The organism is Pseudomonas sp. BMW13 (genome assembly GCF_013357275.1).
Taxonomy (GTDB): Bacteria; Pseudomonadota; Gammaproteobacteria; order Pseudomonadales; family Pseudomonadaceae; genus Aquipseudomonas; species Aquipseudomonas khazarica.
This window is the reverse complement of record NZ_SUKD01000002.1, coordinates 141,937-163,403: the sequence shown is the minus strand read 5'-3', so window position 1 is coordinate 163,403 and position 21,467 is coordinate 141,937. Positions and strand designations below refer to the sequence as shown.

At 60.8% G+C, this 21,467-nt stretch carries 21 protein-coding genes; 10 read left to right on the top strand and 11 right to left on the bottom strand.

Annotated features, from left to right (window positions below; all coding sequences use genetic code 11):
• Position 1: 1 nt before the first annotated feature.
• A complete protein-coding gene (locus E4487_RS01855; protein WP_175252597.1) occupies positions 2-460 on the bottom strand; it encodes a hypothetical protein in 459 nt (152 codons plus the stop codon).
• A gap of 177 nt (positions 461-637) precedes the next feature.
• On the opposite strand from E4487_RS01855, the gene E4487_RS01850 reads away from it, so the two are divergent.
• Positions 638-1,120 (top strand): transcriptional regulator, encoded by a 483-nt coding sequence (locus E4487_RS01850; RefSeq protein ID WP_175252596.1) that lies wholly within the window; start codon positions 638-640, stop codon positions 1,118-1,120.
• 157 nt (positions 1,121-1,277) lie between these two features.
• Here E4487_RS01850 and E4487_RS01845 read toward each other — a convergent pair whose 3' ends face one another.
• The 5 genes from E4487_RS01845 to hrpB form a co-directional block, all read right to left on the bottom strand.
• A complete protein-coding gene (locus E4487_RS01845) occupies positions 1,278-1,706 on the bottom strand; it encodes a hypothetical protein (protein ID WP_175252595.1) in 429 nt (142 codons plus the stop codon).
• A 1-nt stretch (position 1,707) separates the two neighbouring features.
• Complete coding sequence (locus E4487_RS01840; RefSeq protein ID WP_175252594.1) at positions 1,708-3,777, bottom strand: integrase; 2,070 nt, start codon at positions 3,775-3,777, stop codon at positions 1,708-1,710.
• Positions 3,777-5,669 (bottom strand): hypothetical protein, encoded by a 1,893-nt coding sequence (locus E4487_RS01835; RefSeq protein WP_175252593.1) that lies wholly within the window; start codon positions 5,667-5,669, stop codon positions 3,777-3,779. The genes E4487_RS01840 and E4487_RS01835 overlap by 1 nt, the downstream gene beginning before the upstream one ends.
• Positions 5,669-7,150, bottom strand: coding sequence for a site-specific integrase (locus tag E4487_RS01830; protein WP_175252592.1), 1,482 nt, complete (start codon positions 7,148-7,150; stop codon positions 5,669-5,671). The genes E4487_RS01835 and E4487_RS01830 overlap by 1 nt, the downstream gene beginning before the upstream one ends.
• Positions 7,151-7,246: 96 nt before the next feature.
• A complete protein-coding gene (gene hrpB / locus E4487_RS01825) occupies positions 7,247-9,739 on the bottom strand; it encodes an ATP-dependent helicase HrpB (RefSeq protein WP_175252591.1) in 2,493 nt (830 codons plus the stop codon).
• A gap of 147 nt (positions 9,740-9,886) precedes the next feature.
• Between hrpB and E4487_RS01820 the strand changes: the two genes are divergently transcribed.
• The 5 genes from E4487_RS01820 (at position 9,887) to E4487_RS01800 (ending at position 12,794) form a co-directional block, all read left to right on the top strand.
• Positions 9,887-10,306, top strand: a complete 420-nt coding sequence (locus tag E4487_RS01820; protein ID WP_175252590.1) for a polyribonucleotide nucleotidyltransferase — start codon at positions 9,887-9,889, stop codon at positions 10,304-10,306.
• Between the two features lie 4 nt (positions 10,307-10,310).
• Entirely contained in the window at positions 10,311-11,192 is an 882-nt protein-coding gene (locus tag E4487_RS01815; RefSeq protein WP_037051678.1) for a cation diffusion facilitator family transporter, read from the top strand.
• Positions 11,193-11,533: 341 nt separating this feature from the next.
• Positions 11,534-12,013 (top strand): Lrp/AsnC family transcriptional regulator, encoded by a 480-nt coding sequence (locus tag E4487_RS01810; protein WP_037051675.1) that lies wholly within the window; start codon positions 11,534-11,536, stop codon positions 12,011-12,013.
• A gap of 90 nt (positions 12,014-12,103) precedes the next feature.
• Entirely contained in the window at positions 12,104-12,322 is a 219-nt protein-coding gene (locus E4487_RS01805) for a DUF2788 domain-containing protein (protein ID WP_175252589.1), read from the top strand.
• Positions 12,323-12,401: 79 nt separating this feature from the next.
• Positions 12,402-12,794, top strand: coding sequence for a globin (locus tag E4487_RS01800; RefSeq protein ID WP_037051667.1), 393 nt, complete (start codon positions 12,402-12,404; stop codon positions 12,792-12,794).
• Between the two features lie 50 nt (positions 12,795-12,844).
• Here the strand turns inward: E4487_RS01800 and E4487_RS01795 are convergent, their stop codons facing one another.
• Positions 12,845-13,414 (bottom strand): pseudouridine synthase, encoded by a 570-nt coding sequence (locus E4487_RS01795; RefSeq protein WP_134675812.1) that lies wholly within the window; start codon positions 13,412-13,414, stop codon positions 12,845-12,847.
• A 174-nt stretch (positions 13,415-13,588) separates the two neighbouring features.
• Here E4487_RS01795 and E4487_RS01790 point away from each other — a divergent pair, with 174 nt between their 5' ends.
• On the top strand, positions 13,589-14,620 hold the full coding sequence (locus E4487_RS01790) for an NAD(P)-dependent alcohol dehydrogenase (protein WP_134675730.1): 1,032 nt from the start codon (positions 13,589-13,591) through the stop codon (positions 14,618-14,620).
• Positions 14,621-14,680: 60 nt separating this feature from the next.
• A complete protein-coding gene (locus tag E4487_RS01785; RefSeq protein ID WP_134675731.1) occupies positions 14,681-15,124 on the top strand; it encodes an acetyltransferase in 444 nt (147 codons plus the stop codon).
• Here E4487_RS01785 and E4487_RS01780 read toward each other — a convergent pair.
• Positions 15,114-16,457, bottom strand: coding sequence for a PLP-dependent aminotransferase family protein (locus E4487_RS01780; RefSeq protein WP_175252588.1), 1,344 nt, complete (start codon positions 16,455-16,457; stop codon positions 15,114-15,116). The genes E4487_RS01785 and E4487_RS01780 overlap by 11 nt on opposite strands.
• An 80-nt stretch (positions 16,458-16,537) precedes the next feature.
• Here E4487_RS01780 and E4487_RS01775 point away from each other — a divergent pair, with 80 nt between their 5' ends.
• Entirely contained in the window at positions 16,538-17,506 is a 969-nt protein-coding gene (locus tag E4487_RS01775; RefSeq protein WP_175252587.1) for a threonine dehydratase, read from the top strand.
• Between the two features lie 2 nt (positions 17,507-17,508).
• Here E4487_RS01775 and E4487_RS01770 read toward each other — a convergent pair whose 3' ends face one another.
• Together E4487_RS01770 and amn are read right to left on the bottom strand one after the other, a co-directional pair.
• On the bottom strand, positions 17,509-18,318 hold the full coding sequence (locus E4487_RS01770; protein WP_134675734.1) for a hypothetical protein: 810 nt from the start codon (positions 18,316-18,318) through the stop codon (positions 17,509-17,511).
• 104 nt (positions 18,319-18,422) lie between these two features.
• On the bottom strand, positions 18,423-19,922 hold the full coding sequence (amn, locus tag E4487_RS01765; protein ID WP_052178386.1) for an AMP nucleosidase: 1,500 nt from the start codon (positions 19,920-19,922) through the stop codon (positions 18,423-18,425).
• 100 nt (positions 19,923-20,022) lie between these two features.
• On the opposite strand from amn, the gene E4487_RS01760 reads away from it, so the two are divergent.
• A complete protein-coding gene (locus E4487_RS01760; protein ID WP_175252586.1) occupies positions 20,023-20,751 on the top strand; it encodes a hypothetical protein in 729 nt (242 codons plus the stop codon).
• A gap of 9 nt (positions 20,752-20,760) precedes the next feature.
• Here the strand turns inward: E4487_RS01760 and E4487_RS01755 are convergent, their stop codons facing one another.
• Entirely contained in the window at positions 20,761-21,441 is a 681-nt protein-coding gene (locus tag E4487_RS01755) for an energy-coupling factor ABC transporter permease (protein ID WP_175252585.1), read from the bottom strand.
• Positions 21,442-21,467 lie beyond the last annotated feature (26 nt).

Here is a 21,467-nt window from a genome sequence, read left to right as displayed (position 1 = left end):
ATCAGTCGGAGTAATAGCGCTTGGGCGGGCGTTCACTGGAGTAAATCCTCACGTTCCAGTCGAGATTTTCATGGCTTGATAGCAGGTGAGCCGGGCCGCCAAATCTGAACACCCCGTATTTCGTTTTGAGCCGGTAGAACACCTCTCCCTTTTTCGTTTTTCCTTCGACGAGTTCGTAAACCTCTGCCACGCCTATGCCGGAGTTATCGGGAAAGTCACTAGCGAAAACCGCTTGGAACGACCTCACGAATAGACCTTCTCCAGGCGAAATAAGCGTCTGCTTCACGAGCCCGATGTCATTTGTTGAGACTGCACGGACAACGATCTGGTCGGTCGAACTGGCCATGGTCAGGTGCATCCAAGCTCCGCTGCCCTCCAGAGCGAGGCTCCATGTGCCAGGGGAGTTGGAAGTGAAGGAAAAGTCAGCCTTGCCCTTGAGGGCTGGATCGTGGGGACGCATGTGGTAAGTCTCAGAGTGGCGTGAGCGGAACACGTTGCACTGGCCGCAGCCTTGGATTTCCATTGATGTTTATTGACAGCAGGAAATCCAAACAATGCGACACGCACCAATCCTACACATCCAAGATATGTCGCGTCAAAAATGGCTATATGCTCGCTTTTGCCAGGCGCGACAGCTATGAGTTACGAGAAGGTGCTTGGAGAGGTGCTCCGGGATGTACGGTTGCACGCTGGCATCCCGTATGAAAATCTCGCCGGCATCATCAGCGAAACGAATTTGCGCGATATAGAGAAAGGCATATCCGTCAGCAAGCTGAGCACGCTCATTGCCCTGTGCAAAGCATTTGGCATCACCCCTAGCCAAGCGCTCCTAGTTGTTGAGGCTCGGCTTTCAGGGCAGGCGCTTGAAGCAACTCTAGCCGTTAACACGAAGATGTTTCGAAAGCATCTGGAGCAAGGCGTTTTTGATCCTATTCCCCCGGAAGAAGCGGCTAGGGGTGTCCGAGGTCAGAGAGCTAACTTCGCTCGTAGCGAAGCACTTCGCATGCGGGAAGCAGGTATTTCAAAAGCGCAGATAGCAAGAGAGCTGGGGGTCACGGTAAGGACGGTTGAGCGATACTGCGCAAAGCCATCGGCGACCGACGGAACCTCAAGCAAGTAGTGCCGACGAGATCGACCATGCGGTGCGACAGCGGGCGTCGATAGGTGTCATGCGCGACCGCACACGCAGCTGAAAAGTGCGTGCGCTGGGCCTAGCAGTATTAGATTGGACAGGCCGGAAAGACCATCGGCCAGCTATCGACCGCCTTGTGGGGAAATCAACTTCCGCCTCGCTTGCTTCCTGGCTTCAGCTCTTTGACGTTATTTAGCAGCTTAACCTGGGCCTCTAGAGAACGAACTCTTTCAACCAACTGAACATTCTGCGCCATGACGTGATAAAGCTGCTGTCTAGCGATCTCAAGCTCTCTGCGGGCCTTATCGACCTTGTCATTGGCGCGCTTTATCTGCATCGCTTTTGAGGCGTCCGCAGACCCAAAGCTCTTGCGGTAGGCCTCGATCTGAGCAATCAGCGGCAGGTGGCTTGGGCGGCTCTTCTTCAAATAGCCCCTGTCGAGACCTGCCTCAAAGCTCACGATGCCAGCGGTAAGTTTGGAGGGCGGCAGATCGACATGGCTAGCCACGAGGGGCTTGCCGGCTTTCAGACGCTCGAAGGCTTCATAGCACTTCGCAAGGCCATTCGATGTCATGTCACTCCACCGCCTTTACAGAGATGAATTTCTGGTGGAATTTCTTGAAGCCATTCAGTTCAGACTCGACCACTTGATACTCACCAGTGCCCGGCTCTAACCGTTCAAGCAACGCCTCGTCATCGGCTATGGCGCTCTCCAGCTTCTCTTTCTCAATGATGCCTTCATCACAGGACAGGCAGCTCACGGCTTTTCCCAATAGATAGGAGTCGCATTTTCCGACTGTGGTGCATCCACCTAACAATGTTTCCCGGTAGGCAATTTTTCCTTCCTTCGCCAGTTTCTCGGTATCCTTCCGAAGCTCAGCGACATGGATATCGCCAGCACCCATCTTTTCACGTTGGCTGGAGATGTAAGTACCAACACCACCGAATAAAACTGAACCATCGCCGAATGCATGATCGAGGAGATCGTAGGCAATATTCAGGGGGACGCCCGTTTGATACTCGAACAAGAAATGGTTCTTCGGAAGAACAAAATCTTGCTTATCCTCGTCGTAGTAACCAAAAATAGTCTTTAGCCTGTCAAAATTATTCGCATAATAGCGCGTCATCTGAGTCGACAAATGCTTAAACTGCTTGCGAAGACTCGGAAGAGAGATAAATCCGCTGCTACTACCATAGAATGCAAGCGACCTTCTGAATTGGTGACTGGCAAATCGCCAAGTGGCTCCTAGCTGAAACTTCTCATCATCAGTGAAACTGCGGGAAGGATCACTGGCTTCCAATTCTGCAAGATCAGACTCTAGAATAGAGTACTTACCAAATAAATCAGAATGATGTGACTGTGTAAAAGAGCAAACCTTAGCCTCGGCATCAGGCATATTGATTACAACTGGGCTCAAAAATAAAGGCATCTTTCGATGATCAACACTGTATAGGTGTGAAATCCCCCTGCAAATTGCTTGAGCAACCTCAACCGCACGCACAACGCTCTCGGTAGCGAGCCAGGCTGCCTCTTTGCGATACCCAGAAAACTTCGTCGTAGTAGAAATCACATTGACCATCATTTCAGGATCACGAACAACCCCCTCATCATCGGATGTTGTAGATGTCAGCTCCTCTGAGTCTATACAATTGTAGGGCAGGCGCAATACCTCATCGTCCCGCATACCCGTATATAGGTGAACAATATTTTTGAGTACCCATTGAATCCGCATTAATACGGTACAAAACCCTGAGCGATAACCAGCCCTCCTATAACCCAAAGGCTGGAGATCACCCGTAAACAGGGAGCCAAGATCATGAGACACGATAGCCTGACCGAGAGTGGGACGTAGAGATGAAACATCAATATTAAAACGGTTGATCTGCTGACGCTCACTGCGCCCAAAGCATGGGTCTTGAAACAAATAAACTAGGTCTTCAAGGCGATCTTTACAACTGTAAAGCATGTCTAAAAAATCGCCCAAATCGTTGATAATTCCAACGTAGATTCTCGTTGGAATGATTGGGGTCTGATTACCTTTAATTTTCTGACCACCGAATGTTTCCCCGAAAACTCCTTTAACAGGAAAGCCTACTCGCGACTCACCAATATTATTCAAATGAAGAATCAGCGTGCGCGTGTGCAGCCTAACAGCATTTGCAATATTATTGGAGTCCATCCAAGACTTGTAGGAACTCATGTATGCTGGTGTTGAGAATAGCTGACTAAGGCTAATCACACCGACTAGTGGATTATTTCTCTGACTGTAACAGAATCGAGCTGCCGCTCTTATAGCCCTTGCATGCATAACAATCCCACCGGCACTCATTCTTCCAAGCCTGCCCGACTTAGCAGAAAATAAGAGACAGAAAACGAGATAGCGAACCTCTGAAATTAGCGGCATTACATCGGCGCAATTCGATTGAAAGATTTTGTCAAACCTAATTAAACGTAAAGGCTTGGTACTCAGACGCATGGGATTGAGATCCCAAAAAGCTCCGCCATATACAGCTGTTGGTTTTCCATCTAGGTCGCGACAAATCACAAAGTCATCAGCGGGCCGCCACATCGGATCAACAGGGATTTCCGAGAGATTACTTAGACTATCAATCTCCTCCCCAATGCTATCGAAAACATCTACCATTACAGGTATATCCCCATCTTTTCGTACCGCTGAAGCCTTTGCTCCCAAAATGGCGTTAAGATGCCCAGATAAAAAACTTTACGCCTGACCTCCTCAACCAATACACGTGCTGGTTCCGACTTTTCGGAAATCGCGTCTAATACAAATTCAATTCTGACCGCCAAATCCCTGAAAGTCTCCTCTGAGAAACTAATAACCGGCGCATTCCGTCTAATAGCATCAATTACATACTGGAAGCTGGTCAGCTTAAAAACATCTGTTTCATCGGAGTGCACTTGGTAGTTCTCACAAAACAAGCAACCGTATGGTGAGTTACAATCAGGTTCAATGGCAACCACAGGGATATCTTTGATTGGAGTGTTCATTCCCCCACAGTGACCTGTAGCAATGGATACACTATCTTTCTGATCCGCATCCCTGGCCCTAGCAGCAGCCTTTCTAACTGCTTCCCAGTAGCTTGAGAACTCAGCTTTGTGGTCAGTTACTCCTATCTCTGAATAAGATTGCAAATTTGTATTAGGGAGGTGATTCATAACTGCGGACACTAGGAACGGAGAGTGCCTCAACAAATGAAGAGTGAGACTCTTGTACTTCCTTACACGAGCTGGAGGTATATTCTTAAAATTATCCGGCAAAAAAACTCCCCTGACCCTTTTAAAATATGAATTAGAGTAGTCAGGATTTAGCTTCTCACTGCCCCATACGCGGCCAGCAGGGCTGTTAACAATTGGCTTAAAGAACAGATAAGCACAATCACGACCATTGAGCACCCATTCCCTGAATAACAAATATTCCTTAAGAATTTGCAACCCTGGCCCGCGCCCAATTGGATAACGAACCCCCAGGCCTTGAGCCCTTAACTTGACAGCAGACAACTCCTTTTTTAGAGGCGACTTAACAAGCTCCAAAGCATCATCATACAAAAACTGTGTTAACTCGCTGGAATTGGCGCCTACAACCATGTTGATTACACTCGCATATGCAAGCATTGCAAGGCTAGCTAGGCGCATTCTTGAAGTGTGAAATTGATCAGAATTAGCATCCTGTAAATTTGTATGCGCATCCGATACACTAACCAGCGGTTCCTTGATACCAGTTTCGCTCACCTCCGAAATAGATTTAATCCTACCTTCAACAAAATCATAAGCATTATAAGATGAATCTTTCGGTGAGTATGGGGTTACAAAATGCCCATTCCCGGGAAAAATGTATGTATGATAGCTTGGAGCCTCAAATCGCAGAGGGAAAGGCGCTCCATCAATTAAGAACCTTGAAAAGGTGAGTGCAATATTTAGCGTGACATCTAAATAATTGCTTACAGATTCTTTCTCAGGAGGCTCCAAACCCTCTCTTTTGCAACTAATACTTGACACACCCGCCACAATATTCTCATAGCTTTCCGGAAACTGAAGCTGCAAGACCCTCCTAAATATCATCTGACGAGTACGATTAGTAAGCGGCGTCCCTCCATTAGGACTGAGAATATTCTGAAAAAGATGATTAGAGTATTTAAAGTAAGCAGTTCTTGCAGACTGCGGATCACAAAACACATCTACGCACCCATTAGCATCACACCAACTTACGCCGTATTCGAAATTCTTGATGGCGGTATTGATAGAACCAGGTCTAGCACCAGATATATAGAAAAAGTCCAACAACGCAATGATCAATTTCTTCCGACTCGGTACCAGTGAGTTCTCATCAACCCAGTACGTACCTTTTCGAGAATCGAGTCGACCTCGAACGGAGAATGCAAAGACGCCCACATCTAAGGGGGTGGCTCTTTTGGGCAAATTCAGAGCAAGCATTTGGGGTGATAGGATCGAGTGATCTCGCCCCATGTCAGACAACTCGATAACATGGACATCTCTAGCCTTATAATCGACATCCATCAAATCTTACCCACAATCAAATCTTTGTATGACGAAAACATGAAAAGCGCACTTTCATAACTTTCCTGAGCCCTTATTTTCTCAGGAATCATAGAAAATAGCTTCAGATAATTCTCTGTAGTCTCACGACGCTCATGATGCAGGCGTGACTGGATAATTGAAACATCGTCCCCCGGCTGCAATGTCCCATCTTTTAATCTGGGTTGTAGCAACTGATGCAACTGGTACGCAAAAGTTGCCCTTAGCCAATGAAAAGTGAAATCCTTTGGAAAGTCTGCGGATACGCTTTTTCGCAGTTTCTCCTTCAGATTATTGGTAACCGCCCCTGTTGGTCTGGATTTGACAAACTTATAACGTGGATCGGACGAAGCCATGTAATAGCAGTTGCACTGCTCCGAAATAAAGACATACATGTCTTCATCAGCGATCAGATCAAGCTCACTGTATTTTGCGGCGTACGAAGCCTGGAATCCTTGCCTCCTCTTTTTAGCGTGCGAGCTGGAAATGTAGGTCAACAAGTCGATAGCTAGTTGCCTGGGCACATATAAGACTTGAGGTTTGTTGTTTTTAGTATCAATTCCAGTGCCCGGCCCAGCTTTTAAGACATAAGTCCCATCTGACTGTAACTTTCCATCCATCAACCGCTGAATGTGCTTGACTCGTATAGTCAAAATGGTTTGTTTGCGAGCTCCAGTCATAACCGCAAACAGCACTATAAGTCGATCCAGCGCACTCCACTCGTCAGAATTGACCGCAGCCACCACTTCAGCCAGGTGCACGTTGCTTAGCGGACGTAGGCACTCCCCCTCATCATCGACATACCCCATTGGGACGATCTTACGGCGGTTATACGCTTGAGTTTGACTCCGTTTCTCGACAGTGATCCTCTTACTAAGCCCATAACGATCCTCAATAAAGAGCGATATTTGCTTTACTGAGTCGACTCGTGAAATATCGATATCATGCCAGCTCTGTGATACGAATTTATAAAACCGATAAACCGTCCCGGTATATTGATTAGCGACCTGAGGGCCTCGCTCTGGCATATCCATCAAATAACGATGGTACTTATATGTTGGCCGCTGCGGCAGTCGCTTCCCGGAGAAATCGAGCCAATCGACATTATTGTTTTCACAGAAGATTAAGTAATCCAAGAGCCGACTAGCTTGACGTCTTGTATCATCTGTTGGTCGAGTTTGAGCGTGCTTATCTTTAACAAGGCTAATGAGGTACGAATTAGCCTCAAGCCAAGGTTCACCACTGCGATGGAATAGAAATGGAAGATTAAAAACGCTTCTGGCCACCGCATCGCCAAGTGCGTCGTTTACTTGAAAACCTTTTTGCTCACCATCAGCAGTCTGTATGACCGTGGGCACTGATCCTAGGGGTTCCTGGGTGAAGTGAAGATCAGCAAACGCATCCACCACCTGGGGGATGGTTACCAGTCGACCTTCGTGATCAGGGTTCTGAAAAGCAGCCACAAGACTCTCCACTCTGATAATCTGTCAATACCTGACGTTACGTGTCGCATTTGTCAGGCACTCTGTCAATCAGAGAACGTTACGCGGCGCTTTATTTTACGCCACGTTGCGTGGTAGCTTCGGGTAGCGCCCCTTCAGGTCCTTCTTCACGTCCAGGTAGGTATTGGCCCAGAAGCTGGCCAGGTCCTGGGTCACCTGTACCGGCCGGCGCGCCGGCGACAGCAGGTGCAACTTGAGGCCCAGGCGACCGCCTGCGATGCGCGGCGTGGCCGCCAGGCCGAACAGCTCCTGCAGGCGCACCGCGAGTACCGGCGGGTTTTCCGTGTAATCGATGGCGATGCGCGAACCGGACGGCACGCTCAGCGCGCGCGGGGCCAGCTCGTCGAGGCGTTGCGGCAGCGGCCAGGGCAGCAGCGTCTGCAGGATCGCCGACAGGTCGAGGCTGGCGAAGTGGCTGAGTCGGTTGACCTTGCCCAGGAACGGCCTCAGCCACTGATCGAGACTGGCCAGCAGCGCCGCATCGGCCAGGTCCGGCCATTCGCTCTGCCCCTGCGCCTGCAGGTCCAGCTCGCGCAGCAGCGCCACGCGCGCCTGCCATTGGCGCAGCTCGGGCGTCCAGGGCAGCAGTTCCAGGCCCTTGCGCCGCACCAGGCCAACCAGCGCCCGGCAGCGCGCCGACTCATCGAGCGAGGCCAGGGCCTGGCGCTCCAGCACCAGCTCGCCGACCTTGCGCTGGCGCTCGGCACGCAGCGCACCTTCGCGCTCGTCCCAGTCGAGCACCTCCTGCTCCTCGACCTGCTCGGCCAGCTCGCCGGCGAACAATGCCGGGTCGAGATCGGCCGCCAGGTAGATCCGCTCCTCGCGCTGCCCTTGGCGGCTACCCAGATCGGCCACCACCAGCCATTCGTGCTTCATCAGGGCATCGGCCTCGCCGAACTGCGCAGCGCGGCCATTGGCCAGGCGGTAGTCGGCGCCACCGGCACGCCGCTGCTGGGCGATGCGATCGGGGTAGGCGAACGCCAGCAGGCAACCAAGCCAGCGCGGCTGATCGGGGTCGCTCACCGCCTGCGTCACCGGCCGCCCCTTGAGCTGCCCGCGGAACTGCCGGGCCAGTTGCCGGGCGCGCTGCACGGCGCCCTGTGCGTTACGTGCGACGCGGCCTTCCCCGCCGAGCAGGGCCAGGCGGCTGTGCAGGTCGGCGCCGCCACCGCGCAGGATGTCGCGTTCCGCCAGCAGCGCCGCCAGGTCACAGGCCAATGCGCCCAGCCCCAACGCCTGGCCACGCAGCAGCAGATGGGCGATTCGCGGGTGGCTGGGCAACTCGGCCATGGCCTGCCCGTGGGCATTCAAGGCGCCGCGCGCATCCAGGGCGCCGAGCCGTCCCAGCAGATCGAGCGCCTGGGCATAGGCGGCCTGTGGCGGCATGTCGAGCCAGCTCAGCTCCTGTGGCGTCACGCCCCAGCGCAGCAGTTGCAGGGCCAGGCCGGCGAGATCGGCCTGGAGGATTTCCGCCGTGGAATAGGCGCTGAGCTGTTCGTGCTGGCTCTGCGACCACAGCCGGTAGCACACGCCGGGCTGCAAGCGCCCTGCGCGCCCCGCACGCTGGGTGGCGGAGGCACGGGAAATGCGCTGGGTGTCGAGGCGGGTCATGCCGCTGGCGGGGTCGAAGCGCGGGACGCGCGCCAGACCGGCGTCCACCACCACACGCACACCGTCGATGGTCAGGCTGGTTTCGGCGATGTTGGTGGCCAGCACCACCTTGCGCTTGCCGGCAGGCGCCGGGTCGATGGCCGCACGCTGGGCGTCGAGGTCCAGCTCGCCATGCAGCGGGCAGAGCAGGATGTCGTCGCGCCCCGCCAGGACCTCGCCCAGTTGCTCGGCCACCCGGCGAATCTCCGCCTGCCCGGGCAGGAACACCAGCAGGCTGCCGGGCTCGTCGGCCAGTGCCTGCTGGACGGTCTGCAGCACCCGGGGTTCGATCCACTCGCCAGCCTGGAACGGCGCCCCCCAGCGGATATCCACCGGGAACATGCGGCCTTCGCTGCGCAGCACCGGGGCATCGCCCAGCAGGCTGGCCAGGCGCTCGCCCTCCAGCGTGGCGGACATCAGCAGCACCTTGAGCGGCGCCTCACCGCTGTCTTGCGCACGGAACATGGCGCGGCCGTTGAGCGTCAGCGCCAGAGCCAGATCAGCATCCAGGCTGCGTTCGTGGAACTCGTCGAAGATCACCAGGCCGACGCCTTCCAGCGCCGGATCGTCCTGCAGACGCCGGGCGAGAATACCTTCGGTGACCACCTCGATACGGGTGTTCGGCCCCACCTTGCTGTCCAGGCGGATGCGATAGCCCACCGTCTCGCCAACGCGCTCGCCCAGCTCGCTGGCCAGACGCTCGGCAGCCGCCCGCGCGGCCAGGCGACGCGGTTCGAGCATGACGATGGTCTGCCCGGCCAACCAGGGTGCATCGAGCAGGGCCAGGGGTACGCGGGTGGTCTTGCCGGCGCCGGGCGGGGCCTCCAGCACCACTTCGTGGCGTTCGCTCAGGGCCGCGCGCAAGGCAGGTAACAGGACGTCGATAGGCAGGGTGTTCATCATATCTCCACAGCGAGCCGGCGATTATAGAGCAGCTCGGCATGGCGAACCGCCGGCGCCCTGACCGGTCTCATTGGCAACCGCGTGCACGTCGCGGTTTTGCAATGGCGAACTGCTATAGTTGCGCCACTTTTTCTGGAGGTGCTCATGCGCACGAAATCCCGTGTCATCGCTGGCGTCGTCGCCGCGACCCTGCTGGCTCAACTGACGGCCTGCGGCTCGATCTTCTACCCGGATCGTCGCGGCCAGATCGAGGGCAGGATCGACCCCGTGATCGCCGGCGCCAACGCCATTGGCATCCTGTTCTACGTCATCCCCGGGCTGATCGCCTTCGCCGTGGACTTCGCCACCGGCGCCATCTACCTGCCGGAAGGGCAGACCGCTCAGGTCGACCCGCAACAGCTCAAGCAACTGGTCGGTGCTGACGGCCAGGTCGACCCGCTGGCGCTCAAGGCGCTGATCGAAACCAGCACCGGCCACCAGCTGCCGCTGGACGACCCGCGCCTGATCCAGCACAGCGGCAGCAGCGAACAGCTGGCCACCTACGGCCTGCGCCCGGCGGCCTGAGTCCATGCACGATCCGCAGCATGCCAGGCTGATGCGCCTGGCCACCCGGGCCGCGCTCGCGGTGGCGCTGACCCTGGTACTGGCCAAGGCCGTCGCCTGGTGGCTGAGTGGCTCGGTCAGCCTGCTGGCCGGCCTCACCGACTCGCTGCTCGACAGCGCCGCCTCGCTGATCAACCTGGTCGCCGTGCATTTCGCCCTGCGCCCTGCCGACGAGGACCATCGCTACGGTCACGGCAAGGCCGAGGCTCTGGCCGGGCTCGGCCAGGCGCTGTTCATCGGCGTCAGCGCCATTCTCATCGGCATGCAGGGCCTCGAACGCCTGCAGACGCCGCAACCACTGGAAGCCGAAGGAGCCGGCATCGCCGTGATGCTGCTGGCCCTGGCGCTGACCATCGGCCTGCTGGCCTTCCAGCGCAAGGTGGTGCGCGAAACCGGCTCCACGGCGATCCACGCCGACTCCCTGCACTACCGCTCCGACATCCTGCTCAACGGCAGCATCCTCGTCGCCCTGCTCCTGACCCGCTTCGGCTGGCTGCAGATGGACGCCCTCTTCGCCATCGGCATCGCCCTCTACATCTTCTGGAGCGCCATCAGCATCGTTCGCGGCGCGGTGGCCGTGCTGATGGACGAGGAGCTGCCCGCCGACGTCAGCACGCAGATGCACGAACTGGCATGCGCCGTCCCCGGCGTACTCGGCGCGCATGACCTGCGCACCCGCGTTTCCGGCACGCGCTGGTTCGTCCAGCTGCACCTGGAGCTTCCCGGCGAGATGAGCCTGTCGCAGGCGCATGAGCATTGCGAAGCCGTGGAGAAGGCCATCCACGAGCGCTACCCACGTGCCGAAGTGCTGGTGCATGCCGACCCGCAGGAAGTGGTCAAGCACTGATCCCCCACCAGCCCCTGCCAGACAGCGGGCAATAAAAAAGGGGCCTCGCGGCCCCCTCGGGAAATCTGTCCGGTGCTGGCGGTGTTGTCGCCGCTTTCGTCGCCCGCCTGGTTGGGCAGTGCGGACCCGGGTGCCGGTGCGATCCGGTAGGACCGTCGGCGCCGACTCACCTGGTTGGGCGATGCCGGTAGGACTTATCGTCCGGGCCGTGAAACTGAGAGAAAGCTTACGCCCATGGCGCCGAAATAAGATTGCTAAGATTGCTTACAAACTTATCGATTGCGCAATTTACAGCTAAAGGAGCACTATTTATCGCAATTCAATAATGAGCCAGTAGAAAAATGGACAAACTCGACCGTTACGACCTGAACATTCTCGCCGAATTGCAGCGCAACGCTGCCCTGTCCAACCAGGAACTCGCCGAACGCATCGGCCTGTCGCCCTCCCCCTGCTCGCGCCGGGTCAAGCAGCTGGAAGACGATGGCTACATCACCGGCCAGGTCGCCCTGCTGGATCGCAAGAAACTCGGCCTGAGCCTGACCGCCTACGTGCTGATCGGCATGGACCGGCATACGCCGGAGCGCTTCGAGCATTTCCAGGAGGAGATCCGCAAGTGCCCCGAGGTGCTGGAGTGCTGCCTGGTCACCGGGATGGATGCCGACTACCAGCTCAAGGTGGTGGTGCCGGACATGGATCACTATCAGAAGCTGCTACTAGGTACGCTGACCCGCATCGACGGGGTGTCCAGCGTGCGCTCGAGCTTCGTGCTGCAGCAGATCCTTTCCAGCACTCAGCTGCCGCTGCAACACCTGCGCGACTGAAGGTCGCAGGGAGTACAGGATCACGACGCGCTCTGGATCAGGGCGCGTATAATGCCAGCCCCGCGTTTTCCATCCGAATCACGAGGCTCCATGGAAACCGAACAATTCGAAGCGCTGATGATGTACGTCCTGGTGGGCGGACTGATCCTGTTCATGTTCTTCATCATCTGGGACCTGGCCAAGAAGTCCAAGGCCGGCCGCCTGGGTACCGCCATTCTGTTCCTCGGCCTGGGACTGTGCCTGTTCGCCTTCCTGGCCAAGCCGATCATCACCTACATCATCGAGACCGCGCGCGGCATCCACAACTGACGCCGGCGCCCGCCCCACACAATTTCTCACCGACCCCAAGCCGTCAGCAGAAACGGCCCGTTGTTAACAAGGAGTTCACATGAGCGCCGCCAATCTGGTGATGCAAAGCTATGGACGCTGCTGCGCCAGCCCAGATTTCTTCGACAGCTTCTACCGCCATTTCCTTGCGAGTTCACCACTGATCCGCGAGAAGTTCGTCGACACCGACATGACCGCGCAGAAGCAGCTGCTGCGCCAGGGCATCCTCAACCTGGTGATGCATGCCCGTGGTATGCCCGACACCAAGTTGCGCGCCCTCGGCGAGTCGCACTCGCGCCAGCATCTGGACATCCGCCCCGAACTCTACGACCTGTGGCTCGACGCATTGCTGTTGACCATCAGCGAACACGACAAGGAATGCGACGCCGATGTGCGTCAGGCCTGGCGTGAAGTGCTGAACAAAGGTATCGCCGTGATCAAGGCCGGTTATTGACTCAGATCATGTTCGCCGGCACCCGGGCGCTGCGACAAAACGCCTGAGTGTCACTCCAGCCTGGCCGCGACCTCGCGCCACTGGCCAGGCTGCAGCCCCTCCAGACGCCAGGGGCCGATGGCCACGCGCACCAGGCGCAGGGTGGGCAGGCCGACAGCGGCAGTCATGCGTCGCACCTGGCGATTGCGCCCTTCGCGAATCACCAACTCCAGCCAGGCGGTCGGCACGCTCTTGCGAAAACGTACCGGCGGGTTGCGCGGCCACAGCTCGGGCTCGGCCAGACGGCGGGCCTCGGCCGGCAGCGTCGGGCCATCGTTGAGCGTCACGCCGCTGCGCAGTTGCTGCAGCTGCTCGTCACTCGGTTCACCCTCCACCTGCACCCAGTAGGTCTTCGGCAGCTTGTGCCTGGGATCGGCGATGCGCGCCTGCAGGCGACCGTCATTGGTCAGCAGCAGCAGGCCCTCGCTGTCTCGATCCAGGCGCCCGGCCGGATACACGCCGGGCAGGTCGACGAAATCCTTCAGCGTGGTGCGCCCCTGGTCGTCGTTGAACTGGGTAAGCACGTCGAACGGCTTGTTCAGCAGCAGCAGGCGCGGTTGCGCGGGCGGCGCCTTGGCCACACGGCGTGGCGCAGCAGGACGAGACTTGGCAGGAGGACGAGGGCGCGACATGCAACGGGCTTCAGCGGAACAGGGTCGTGCAGTGTACCCCACGATAAGCGGCGCTGATGGTGCTTCCACAGCTTGGCACAGCGACTAAGCTGCTGATTCAACTTCAGCACTCAGGAGCCGTCCATGAGCAACAGCGCCGAACTCGCCACCTTCACCGGCTGGGCCGCCACCGCCCCAAAGGCGCCGCTGGAGCGCCTGAGCTACGACCCCGGGCCACTCGGCGCCGAAGAGGTCGAGGTCGCAGTGGAGTACTGCGGCATCTGCCACTCCGACCAGTCGATGATCGACAACGAATGGGGCAATGCCCGCTACCCCTTCATCCCCGGCCATGAAGTGGTCGGCCGCATCGTGCGCCTCGGCGAGCAGGTCCGCGGCCTCGAACTGGGTCAGCGCGTCGGCATCGGCTGGTACAAGGGCAGCTGCATGCACTGCGGCTCCTGCATGGAGGGTTCGCACCAGCTCTGCCGCTCGGTGAAGCCGACCATCGTCGGCAGCCACGGCGGCTTCGCCGACCGCCTGCGTGCGCACTGGGCCTGGGCGGTGCCGCTGCCCGCCGGACTCGACCCGGCGCTGGTCGGGCCGCTGTTCTGCGCCGGCTCCACGGTGTTCAGCCCGCTGCTGGAGTTCGACATCAAGCCCACCGATCGCGTCGGCGTCGTTGGCATCGGCGGCCTTGGCCACCTGGCGCTGCGTTTCCTCAATGCCTGGGGCTGCGAAGTGACGGCCTTCACCTCGTCGCTGAACAAGCAGGACGAGGCCAAGCGCCTGGGCGCTCACAAGGTGGTGGCCTCGACCGACAGCGCGGCGATGAAGGCGATTGCCGGCAGCCTGGACTTTCTCCTGGTCACGGCCAGCGCCGACCTCGACTGGATCGCCCTGCTCGGCACCCTGCGCGGCAAGGGCCGCCTGCACTTCGTCGGCATCGTGCCAAGCGCGATCCCGGTGCATGTGTTCAACCTGATCCCGCAACAGAAGAGCCTGTCCGGCTCGCCGGTGGGCTCGCCATCGAGCATGGCGAGCATGCTCGAGTTCTGCGCCCGCCATCAGATTCTGCCGCAGGTCGAGCACTTCCCCATGAGCCAGGTGAACGCCGCCATCGATCACCTGCGCAGCGGCAAGGCGCGCTACCGCGTGGTACTGGACGCCAGCCGGTGACAGCACGGGCGCAGAGCTGGCATGCTCTGCGCCCTGTTTTTCCCGTGAGCGGCGATCGCCATGCCCCTGACTCTCGACACCCCCACGCCCGATGACCTGCCCACCCTGGTGGAGATCTGGGAGGCGGCGGTACGTGCCACCCATCACTTTCTCCCGGAAAGCGATCTGCAGGTGATCAAGCCGCTGCTGCGCGAGCAGTATTTCCCCGCCGTACAGCTGACCTGCGCCCGCGATGAGGCCGGGCGGATACTTGGCTTCCTCGGTCATGCCGAGGACAGGGTGGAGATGCTCTTCGTCGATCCGCACAGCCACGGCCAGGGCGTGGGCAGACGCCTGATGCAGCATGCCATCGACGCGCTGGGTGCGACCCGGGTCGACGTCAACGAGCAGAATCCGCAGGCCGTTGGCTTCTATCAGCACCTGGGATTCGTGGTCACGGATCGCTCGCGCCTGGATGGCGGCGGCAGGCCGTTCCCGATCCTGCACATGGCCCTCAGCCGATAGGCCAGGCGGCCGAGATCCCCTCCAGCGCCTGCTTGAGCTGCGCCCGGCTGAGCGCAGCGGCAAGGCTCACGCGTACGGCGTGCCCCGGATTGGCCTCGACCGCGAACACCTCGGCGGGCACCACCTCCACGCCCTTCTGCCGACAGGCCTCGGCCAGCGCAACGGGCGGCTCGACGTCCAGCCACAGGTGCGGTGCCACCGCCCTGCCCTGCGGCATGCGCGCCCCCAGCACACGCGCGGCCAGGCGCCAGCGCTGCTGCATCTCGTCGATCTGCCAGGCCAGACGCTGCTCGGCGAGGCCGCTCTCGATCCATTCACAGGCCAGCGCCAGGCTCAGCGGCGCCACCGCCCAGCGCGTGGCCTGGGCTTCGCGATCGATACGCTCGAGCAACTGCGGCGCTCCGGCGATGAAGCCCAGACGCAGGCCCGGCGCCACGCTCTTGGACAGGCTGCTGATCAGCAGGCAGCGCTCGGGCAGTTGCACCGCCAGAGGTGCCTCACTGCCCAGCACGCCGTAGACATCATCCTCGACGAACCACAGCCCACGCTGCCTGGCCACCTCGGCGATGGCGGCACGGCGCTCGCCATCCAGGCTGGCGCCGGTGGGATTCTGCAGGCAAGGGGTGAGCACCACCACGCGGGCACCCGTGGCACGCGCCTGGCGGTCGAGGTCATCGGGCAGGACGCCGTGCCGATCCATCGCCACACCGTGCAGCGGCAGGCGCAGCTGGCGGGCAGCAGCCTTGATCCCAGGCGCGGTGTAGCGCTCCACCAGAATCGGCTCACCCGCCTCGCAGAGTGCCAGCAGGGCGGCCGAGACCCCCTGCTGGGCACCGGCACACAGCAGCAGGCCACCGGGTGCCAGCTCCAGGCCGCGTCGGCGCAGCCAGCTGGCGCCCGCCAGGTGCGCGCGCTCGACCAGTGCCGCCGAGGGGTAGGTCTGCAGCATATCCAGCTCGCCACGGGCCGCCAGCGCCGCGAGGCTGGTGGAAAGGTCGCGGTTGTCCGGGTCGTGCACCGGGACGTTGGTCGACAGGTCGATCAGGTCCCCGGCTGCGGTCGGCTGCTTGAGACGGAAAAGGCTGGCCTCGCGGCTACCGGTGAGCACGTAGGTGCCTCGGCCGACCTCGCCGGAAACCAGGTGGCGCCGGGCCGCCTCGCGGTAAGCGAGCATCACCGTGCTCGGGTTGATGCCCAGCGTCCAGGCCAGGCGGCGCTGCGGCGGCAGACGCTCGCCAGGCTTGAGTTCGCCACGACCGATCGCCGTGGCGATGGCCTCGACCAATGCCAGGTAGGTGGGTAAGGCGCTGTCTTGCAGATCAGGGAGCCACATTGCTTGCCATGCAATATAAATATTTACCCATACAATGCGCCGCACTAGCATCCGAGTCAACGTCACCCGGAGCCCCTGCCATGTTCGACCTCACCCAACTGCGCCAGAGCGCCCAACTGGTCCACCGCCACATGACTCCCACGCCGCAGCTGAGCTGGCCGCTGCTGTGCGAGCGCAGCGGTTGCGAGGTGTGGGTCAAGCACGAGAACCATGCACCGACCGCGGCCTTCAAGGTGCGCGGCGGCCTGGTCTACATCGACGCACTGCTGCGCCGCGAGCCGCAGGTCCGTGGCCTGGTCACCGCCACCCGCGGCAACCATGGCCAGAGCCTGGCGCTGGCTGCCCGCGCGGCGGGACTGGCGATCCGCATCCTGGTGCCGCACGGCAATGCCCGCGAGAAGAACGCCGCGATGCGCGCCCTCGGCGCAGAAGTGATCGAGCATGGCCGCGACTTCGATGAGGCCCGCGCCGAGGCGGCACGCCTGGCCGAGCGCGACGGCCTGCACTGGGTGCCGTCACTGCACGAGGACCTGGTGCGCGGCGTCGCCACCTACGCCCTGGAACTGCTGGAGGCGGTGCCGAACCTGCGTCGGGTCTACGTGCCCATCGGCCTCGGCTCGGGCATCTGCGGGATGATCCGCACCCGCGACCTGCTCGGCCTCGACACCGAGATCGTCGGCGTGGTCGCCACTGGCGCCGATGCCTACGCGCAGAGCTTCGAACAGGGCTGTCTGGTGCAGACCGAACGCGCCGACACCCTGGCCGACGGCATGGCCTGTCGCCAACCGCAGCAGCTGGCGCTGGACATGATTCGTGCCGGCGCAGCGCGCATCGTGCGGGTCGACGACGACGAGATCCGCGACGCCATCCGCAGCTACCACGAAGACACCCACAACCTCGCCGAAGGCGCTGGTGCCACCGCCCTGGCCGCGCTGATGCAGGAGCGCGAGCGCAACGCCGGGCAGCGCGTCGCCGTGGTGCTCAGCGGCGCCAACATCGACCGGGCGGTGCTCGCGGAGCTGCTCTGCGACGAGGCCGCCGCAGCCTGAGATCAGAGCTGCGCCAGCGGCTCGGCCGGCTGGCGCGCAGGCAACTGGCGCAGCCAGCGGGAGACGCCCCACTCCGCCGCGACCAGCGCCAGCAACAGGCCAAACTGGATCAGCAGGGCGATGTAGAACGGCTTGAAGACATGACCGATCTGCCGCTTGAGCAGGCCGAGCAGGAAGTCGGCCTGGAACAGTTGCCCGATACGCGCATCCAGCACCTGCGTCAGCACTTTCTCGTCGAGCCCGCTGTAGCGGGCCGTCTTCTCCACGGCCAGCTCGCCAATGGCCTTGCCCAGCAGGCTGGCGCGCAGACGGTCGAGCAGGTCCAGGGCAATCCGCTCGGCGGTCGACGCGTCGGCACGCAGCGCCGCCTCCGCCTGGCGCTCGCTGCGCAGGTAGTCCATCGCCAGTTGATCGAGCAGCGCCTGCACGCTGACATCACGCACCGCCAGCTGGCCCTGCTCGTCCTGGGTTTCGACATAAGCCTGGAAGTCGCTCCAGACCTCGTCGGCCAAGGTCTGCACCAGTGGCGCATAACTGTCGAGGTGGCGGTAGATCTGCTGCTGGCTGCCGTACAGCATCCCGCCCTGGAAACCGAGGAAGCCGCCGGCCAGCGGCAACAGCAGGAAATAGAGCTTGAGCAGCCAGTGGTGCCAGCGCTTGTTGCGTGCCAGCCAGCCCAGGCGCTGCAGCTTGAACGCCAGCAGCAGGCCGGCACCCGCGCCGAGCAACAAGGCCAGGCCGGTGTAGAGGAAAAGACTGAGAAAACTGAAGGGCTCCCACAACGCGGTGAGCAGCAGACGCGCCTGTTCCATGCGTATTGCCTCGTTCATCCATGATGCGCGTCAGTCTAAGGCAAAGCGCGATGCGGCGTCGCCACTGCGTGGCCGGACTGTGCGCCAGGCCACGCAGGTACTCGTCAGCGGAACGGCGGCTCGTCGAAGCTGCGCAGCTTGCGCGAATGCAGCGAGTCGAGCTGGCTGCGCATCAGCTCCAGCGCGGCAATGCCGATGTGCAGGTGCTGGGTCACGGCGCGCTCGTAGAAGGCGCCAGCCGCACCGGGCAGCTTGATCTCGCTGTGCAGGGGTTTGTCCGATACGCACAGCAGCGTGCCGTAGGGCACCCGCAGGCGGTAGCCTTGCGCGGCGATGGTGCCGCTTTCCATGTCCACCGCCACCGCGCGCGACAGGTTGATCAGCGGTCGTTCCTGGGCCCAGCGCAGCTCCCAGTTGCGGTCGTCGTAGGTCAGCACGGTGCCGGTGCGCAGGCGCTTCTTCAGCTCGTCACCCTGCTCGCCGGTCACCAGCTTGGCCGCCTCCTGCAGCGCCTGCTGCACCTCGGCCAGCGCCGGCAGCGGGATATGCGGCGGCAGTACGCGATCGAGAATGCCGTCGCGGCGCATGTAGGCGTGCGCCAGCACGTAGTCGCCGATGGTCTGCGACTGACGCAGGCCGCCGCAGTGGCCGATCATCAGCCAGCAGTGCGGACGCAGCACGGCGAGGTGATCGGTGATGTTCTTGGCGTTGGACGGGCCGACGCCGATGTTGACCAGGGTCACACCGTGGCCATCCTCGGCCTGCAGGTGATAGGCCGGCATCTGGTAGCGGTGCCAGACCACGTTCTCGATGATCGCCTGCATCTCGCCTTCGGTCATACCGCGACTGATCACCACGTTGCCCGGCAGCACCATGCGGCTGAAGCGCGAGTTGCCCACCAGCATGTCCAGGCCATGGCGGATGAACTGATCGACGTAGCGGTGATAGTTGGTCAGCAGGATCCACGGCTGCACATGGCGCCAGTCGCTGCCGGTGTAGTGCTGGATGCGCTTGAGGGAAAAGTCGGTGCGCGCCGCATCGAACAGCGCCAACGGCAGCGGGTCGATGTTTTCCCAGTCGTACAGGCCGTCGGCCGTGCCATCGGTGGCGGCGGACAGATCGGTGCTGGGGAACACCCGCGCCAGTTCTGCGGCGGTCACACCACTGCCGGCCAGCTCATCGCCGCCCTCGACCACGTAGGGATAGGGGATGTTCTGCTGGCTGCGGCCGACTTCCACGCGCAGGGTGAAATCGTTCATCAGCGGGCGCAGTTGCTCCAGCAGGTATTTGCGGAACGCTGCCGGCTGGGTCACGGTGATGGCGTAGGTTCCCGGCACCTGCACCTTGGCGTAAGCGCGCACGGTGGTCGGCACCTCGCCCTGGCACAGGTAGGTCAGGCGCAGCTCGGGGTAGCGGAACAGGCAGTGCTCGCTGGCGTCCGGACGGATGCGCTCCTTGAGATAACGCTTGAGCGCCTGGCTCAACGCACCAGTGGCCTCCTGGTGCAGGGCGGCGAGACGGTCCACCGCCTCCTCGGGGGTGTGAACAACGATGAAATCATCTGAGCAGGCTTTCACGATGCATCTTCCTGACTGAACGGACATCCCTATCTTGCCTGCATACGCCGACGAAAACATAGCGCGACGACGCTCGCGGCACGATGCCAGCAGCTAGGCTTGCAGCAATTGCCCAGAGGTCATCCCCATGCTTCGAGCACTCTGCCTGCTGCTGGCCGTCGCCGTGTGTCTCGGCGCCCGCGCCGGCGAACTCGATGGCCACTACCGGACGACGCTCGACGGTCAGCCCGCCGAGCTGATCCTGCACCAGCAGGGTGATCAGGTGGAGGGGCAATATGTGGAGAACCGCAGCCTGCGCCTGACCCTCAGGGGCCGCTACGACGGCCAGTTGCTGCGCGCCGAGATCAGCGATCCACGCTCCGGCCTGCTGCTGGCGAACATGAATGCCACCTACGCCAACGCGATGCTCAACGCCTCGATCGCCGCACGCGACCCGCGCAACGGGCAGGTGCTGGAGCGCCAGGCCCTGTTCCAGCGCGAAGCGGCGCAGACCGAGCAGGCGCCTGCCGTCGCCGTCATTCACGACCCGGCACTGATCGGCACCTGGGTGCACGAGAAGATCGTCAACAGCGGCGGCGCCAGCTTCGCCTCGTTCAACAGCGTGATGACGCTGCAGCTGAACCCGGACGGCAGCGTCACGCAATGGAGCCGCTCCGCCGCAGGTGGTGCCGAGTGGAGCTACGACAGCCCGGGCGAGGTGCAGTACAGCGGTCACTGGCGCAGTCAGGACGGCCTGCTGATGGTGCGTCTGAGCGGCGCGCCCGACTATCGCCCGGCGGCCTACTACCGCTTCAGTGACCAGTACCTGGTCACCGAGAGCAATAGCGGCCAGATGATCTGGCAGCGCCGCCGCTGATCAGCGGAATCAGGCCGCCTGGTGCAGGCGCACGTTGAACAGTGGCCCCTGGCTGAAACGCGACAGCGTCTTGGCGGCTGCCAGCACGCCCAGGTCGATCAGCGGCTCGACCAGGATCACGCTCATGTAGGCCAGGCCGAAGCTGCCCACCGCCGCCAGGTTTTCGGCGGAGAAACCATGGCCATAGACGGCCCAGAATGCCACCCAGGCGACGATGCCACCCTGGTAGGCAGTCGACAGCGCCAGCGCCTGCTTGTAGGAGAGGTCCACGTAGGCGGTGCCCGGCGCGACGATGCGCTTGGCCAGCAGGCTGATGCCCCACAGCGGCAGCAGCAGCGTGGTGACGTTCATCCCGTACTGCGGCAGGTCGAAGGGCGCGAAAAACAGCCCTTGCAGCAGCAGGCCGGCGGCCAGGCCGATGGCGGCGGCGCCGGCGCCGAACAGCAGCAACAGGGTCGAGCCGAGGATCAGGTGCACCTCGGACACGCCCACAGCGTGGTGCGGGAAGACCTCGAAGAAGCAGAACACCAGCGCAGTGGTCAGCAGGCTGCGCAGTGCCAGTGCGGCGACGCCGCCGTTGTTGCGGATGCTGTCCAGGGCGAGCTTGGCGGTGAGGCCGAGAGCGCTGACGGCGGTTGCGTAGCTGAGCAGGATCTTGGCGCCTTCGACGACACCGGGTTCGATATGCATTGGGGTTCCTTGGCCGCGCCCACCGC

What these genes read in the sequence shown, in the direction of transcription:
- E4487_RS01855 (WP_175252597.1), bottom strand. Translation starts at nt 460, where the DNA reads ATGCGTCCCCACGATCCAGCCCTCAAGGGCAAGGCTGACTTTTCCTTC.
- E4487_RS01850 (WP_175252596.1), top strand. Translation starts at nt 638, where the DNA reads ATGAGTTACGAGAAGGTGCTTGGAGAGGTGCTCCGGGATGTACGGTTG.
- E4487_RS01845 (WP_175252595.1), bottom strand. Translation starts at nt 1,706, where the DNA reads ATGACATCGAATGGCCTTGCGAAGTGCTATGAAGCCTTCGAGCGTCTG.
- E4487_RS01840 (WP_175252594.1), bottom strand. Translation starts at nt 3,777, where the DNA reads ATGGTAGATGTTTTCGATAGCATTGGGGAGGAGATTGATAGTCTAAGT.
- E4487_RS01835 (WP_175252593.1), bottom strand. Translation starts at nt 5,669, where the DNA reads ATGGATGTCGATTATAAGGCTAGAGATGTCCATGTTATCGAGTTGTCT.
- hrpB (WP_175252591.1), bottom strand. Translation starts at nt 9,739, where the DNA reads ATGAACACCCTGCCTATCGACGTCCTGTTACCTGCCTTGCGCGCGGCC.
- E4487_RS01820 (WP_175252590.1), top strand. Translation starts at nt 9,887, where the DNA reads ATGCGCACGAAATCCCGTGTCATCGCTGGCGTCGTCGCCGCGACCCTG.
- E4487_RS01815 (WP_037051678.1), top strand. Translation starts at nt 10,311, where the DNA reads ATGCACGATCCGCAGCATGCCAGGCTGATGCGCCTGGCCACCCGGGCC.
- E4487_RS01810 (WP_037051675.1), top strand. Translation starts at nt 11,534, where the DNA reads ATGGACAAACTCGACCGTTACGACCTGAACATTCTCGCCGAATTGCAG.
- E4487_RS01805 (WP_175252589.1), top strand. Translation starts at nt 12,104, where the DNA reads ATGGAAACCGAACAATTCGAAGCGCTGATGATGTACGTCCTGGTGGGC.
- E4487_RS01800 (WP_037051667.1), top strand. Translation starts at nt 12,402, where the DNA reads ATGAGCGCCGCCAATCTGGTGATGCAAAGCTATGGACGCTGCTGCGCC.
- E4487_RS01790 (WP_134675730.1), top strand. Translation starts at nt 13,589, where the DNA reads ATGAGCAACAGCGCCGAACTCGCCACCTTCACCGGCTGGGCCGCCACC.
- E4487_RS01785 (WP_134675731.1), top strand. Translation starts at nt 14,681, where the DNA reads ATGCCCCTGACTCTCGACACCCCCACGCCCGATGACCTGCCCACCCTG.
- E4487_RS01780 (WP_175252588.1), bottom strand. Translation starts at nt 16,457, where the DNA reads ATGTGGCTCCCTGATCTGCAAGACAGCGCCTTACCCACCTACCTGGCA.
- E4487_RS01775 (WP_175252587.1), top strand. Translation starts at nt 16,538, where the DNA reads ATGTTCGACCTCACCCAACTGCGCCAGAGCGCCCAACTGGTCCACCGC.
- E4487_RS01770 (WP_134675734.1), bottom strand. Translation starts at nt 18,318, where the DNA reads ATGGAACAGGCGCGTCTGCTGCTCACCGCGTTGTGGGAGCCCTTCAGT.
- amn (WP_052178386.1), bottom strand. Translation starts at nt 19,922, where the DNA reads ATGTCCGTTCAGTCAGGAAGATGCATCGTGAAAGCCTGCTCAGATGAT.
- E4487_RS01760 (WP_175252586.1), top strand. Translation starts at nt 20,023, where the DNA reads ATGCTTCGAGCACTCTGCCTGCTGCTGGCCGTCGCCGTGTGTCTCGGC.
- E4487_RS01755 (WP_175252585.1), bottom strand. Translation starts at nt 21,441, where the DNA reads ATGCATATCGAACCCGGTGTCGTCGAAGGCGCCAAGATCCTGCTCAGC.